Origin of the sequence: uncultured Nocardioides sp., from assembly GCF_902805925.1 — a bacterium.
GTDB lineage: Bacteria > Actinomycetota > Actinomycetes > Propionibacteriales > Nocardioidaceae > Nocardioides.
On the sequence record NZ_CADCUP010000030.1, the window covers coordinates 1 to 2,963 of the forward strand.

General features: G+C 72.3%; 5 protein-coding genes. 1 reads left to right on the forward strand and 4 read right to left on the reverse strand.

What is annotated here, in order from left to right; translation table 11 throughout:
• The coding region (locus QZX64_RS01725; RefSeq protein ID WP_295656447.1) for a M48 family metalloprotease at positions 1-1,162 on the forward strand (1,162 nt) is incomplete at its 5' end.
• Between the two features lie 6 nt (positions 1,163-1,168).
• Here QZX64_RS01725 and QZX64_RS01730 read toward each other — a convergent pair.
• The 4 genes from QZX64_RS01730 to QZX64_RS01745 form a co-directional block, all read right to left on the reverse strand.
• A complete protein-coding gene (locus QZX64_RS01730) occupies positions 1,169-1,369 on the reverse strand; it encodes a Flp family type IVb pilin (protein ID WP_295656448.1) in 201 nt (66 codons plus the stop codon).
• A 99-nt stretch (positions 1,370-1,468) separates the two neighbouring features.
• Positions 1,469-1,687: a Flp family type IVb pilin gene (locus QZX64_RS01735; protein WP_295656449.1), complete on the reverse strand. Its 219-nt coding sequence runs from the start codon at positions 1,685-1,687 to the stop codon at positions 1,469-1,471.
• A 164-nt stretch (positions 1,688-1,851) separates the two neighbouring features.
• The gene (locus QZX64_RS01740; RefSeq protein WP_295656450.1) at positions 1,852-2,502 is read right to left on the reverse strand and encodes a response regulator transcription factor; all 651 of its coding nucleotides are present in this window, start codon (positions 2,500-2,502) and stop codon (positions 1,852-1,854) included.
• Positions 2,499-2,963 (reverse strand): sensor histidine kinase (locus QZX64_RS01745; protein WP_295656453.1); only part of this gene is annotated, 465 nt, incomplete at its 5' end. The genes QZX64_RS01745 and QZX64_RS01740, both read right to left, overlap by 4 nt.

Below are 2,963 nucleotides of genomic sequence, written 5' to 3' on the forward strand. Positions count from 1 at the left end.
GCAGCCCGTCCCGGGCGGACCGGTGGACCGCGTGGACGCGTCCTCGGTGTTCTCGCCCGCGGAGATCGTCCGCGCGGAGGACTACGCCCGCTGGGCGCGCACCTGGAGCTGGAGCTCGCTGGCGCTGGCCCTCGTGGTGGCAGCGGTGCTGGCCACGGGTCCCGGGCGACGCCTCGTGGACCGCCTGCCGGGCCCGTGGTGGGTGCGCGTCGTGCTGGGCGTCGTGGCCTTCCAGCTCGCCGTCCGGCTCGCCACCCTGCCCTTCGCCGTGCTGCTGCGCCGGCACCAGCGCGACTACGACCTCACCCGCCAGCCCTGGGGCGAGTACGCCGTCGACCTGCTGAAGGGTCAGGCGCTCGGCATCGTGGTGACCAGCACCGCCCTCGTGGTGCTCGTCGGGCTCGCGCGCCGCTGGGTCCGGGCCTGGCCGGCGATCGCGGCCGCCGTCATGGCGGCCCTGGTGGTGGTGGGCTCCTTCGTCTACCCGTTGCTGGTGGAGCCGCTGTTCAACTCCTTCACGCCGCTGCCCGACGGCGGGCTCCGCACGGCGATCCTCCAGGTAGCCGACGAGGAGGGCGTGCCGGTCGACGAGGTGCTCGTGGCCGACGCGTCGCGCCGCACGACGACGCTCAACGCCTACGTCAGCGGCTTCGGCACGAGCAGGCGCGTCGTGCTGTACGACAACCTCGTCGAGGACCTGCCGCAGGACCAGGCGCTGTCGGTGGTCGCACACGAGCTGGCGCACGCGCGGCACGACGACGTGCTGGTCGGTACCGGCCTGGGTGCCGCCGGCGCGGCGATGGGCGTGGGCGTGCTGGCCCTCGCGGTCGGTGCCTGGTCGCGGCGCCGTCCGGCGGGCGACGTCCGGCACGAGGGGATGGCCGACCCCGCGGTGGTGCCGCTGGTCCTCGCCCTGCTGGCGCTCGGGACCCTGCTGTCGGCCCCGGTGCAGAACGGGGTCAGCCGGCAGGTCGAGACCCGTGCCGACGTGGACGCGCTGCGGGCGACGGAGAAGCGCGAGCCGTTCGTCGCGATGCAGCGCCGGCTGGCGCTGCGGTCGGTGTCGGACCCGACACCACCGGCATGGTCACAGTGGTGGTTCGGCTCGCACCCCGGGACCCTGACGCGGATCGCCGTGGCGGAGCGGGTGCTGCCGGACTGAGGCGGGTCACCCGCACGAGGTGTGGATCGTGCTCGCGGTCGCGCCGGTGATCTGCGTGCAGTTGCTGTGCGTGATGACCGCGGCGATGCTGCCGAAGGCGTACACCGCGACACAGATGACCGCGGCGATGCCGGCGACGAGCAGGGCGTACTCGACCGCGCTCGCGCCGCGCTGGTCGCGCTGGTCGCGCCGGGGAGCCTGCTGCATGTCGCCACCGTCCTGGGATGAGGGATGTCGTCCGAGACGACTGATGGCCGTGGGCGAGTCGCCCACGGCCATCCGGTCAGGTCGTGCCTCGTGCCGCGATCAGCTCTTGCAGGTGGTGGTGATCGTGGTGGAGCCCTTCGTGATCTCGTCACAGGTGTCGGCGAACGCCTCCTTGACGATCGGGCCGAGGGCCATCACGGCGACGACGATGATGGCGGCGATGCCGGCGACCAGCAGGCCGTACTCGACGGCGGAGGCGCCGCGCTCGTCCATCTTCTGCTTCTGCGCCTGGAGGAGGATGGTGAGGTACTGGATCATGAGAAGTCCTTTGCGATGAGGAGTGCGGTGAGGTGATCGGTGAGGCACTCGCCTGACCTGATGACACGATCCTCGCGCCTCTCGCGACCCGATGCGGTCCACACATCAGTCGAGGTTCCGTAGTCCGAACGGGCTAGGAGCGGACTGGCCCGCGCAGGGGGAAGTCAGCCGTTCGGGGCGATGCTGGACAGCAGTCCGCTCCGCATGGCGGTCACCAGTGCCTGGGCGCGGTTCGTGGCGCCGAGCTTCTGGTAGATCCGCGCGATGTGGGACTTCGCCGTGGACTCGCTCATGTAGAGCTGCGCGGCGATCTGGCCCGCGCCCAGGCCGTCGGCCAGCAGGAGGAGCACCTCGTGCTCGCGGTCCGAGAGCCGGGTCGACTCGCCGGTGGCGCGCCGGATCATCGCGGCCGACAGCCCCGCGCACATAAAGGTGCGGGGGGAGACGTGGGAGTGCTTGGCCGCCTTCACCACCTCGGTGGAGGGGGAGTCCTTGCCGACGAAGGCGGACGCGCCGGCCTCCATGGCGGCGAAGATCTGCTCGTCGCCGGAGTGCATGGTGAGCACGACCAGGCCGGTGTCGGGCTCCTCGCGACGTACGGCGCGGACGACGTCGAGGCCGGTGCCGTCGGGCAGCTGCAGGTCGGTGACGATGACCGAGGGACGGTGGGTGCGCCACGCCTCGAGCGCGGAGGCGACCGTGCCCGCCTGGTCGACCACGCGGAGCGCGGGGTCGAGCGAGAAGGCGGTGGCCAGGCCGTGCCGGATGAGCTCGTGGTCGTCCACGAGGAGGACGGTGGTGGGTGCGGCGTTCATGCGTCGATGCGGTCCTTGGGTGTGGGTGGTGCGGAGGGCAGGTCGGTGGGCAGCCGTGACGAATCTCCCACACGCACCGAGACGCGCGTGCCACCGCCCTCGCCCGGGCCGACCTCGAGGACGCCCCCGATGAGGGCGGCGCGCTCGCGCATGATCGAGAGGCCGTGGGAGTCGCGGCGCGCGGGCTGGAGCCCGCGACCGTCGTCGGTGACCACGATCTCGGCCGAGGGTGCGTGCACCCGGCAGTGCACGTCGATCACGGAGGCCTTCGAATGCCTGACGGCGTTGTTCATCGCCTCCTGGGCGATGCGCAGCAGCTCGGCCTCCACCTCGTGCCGCAGCCGGCTCGTGCGCTCGTCGGCGGTCACGGCGATCGGCATGCCGCTGACGTCGCTGAGGTGCCGGGCCAGGGCGGCGATGGCCGCGCCGAGGCTCTCGCTCGATCCCGCCTGCGTGCGCAG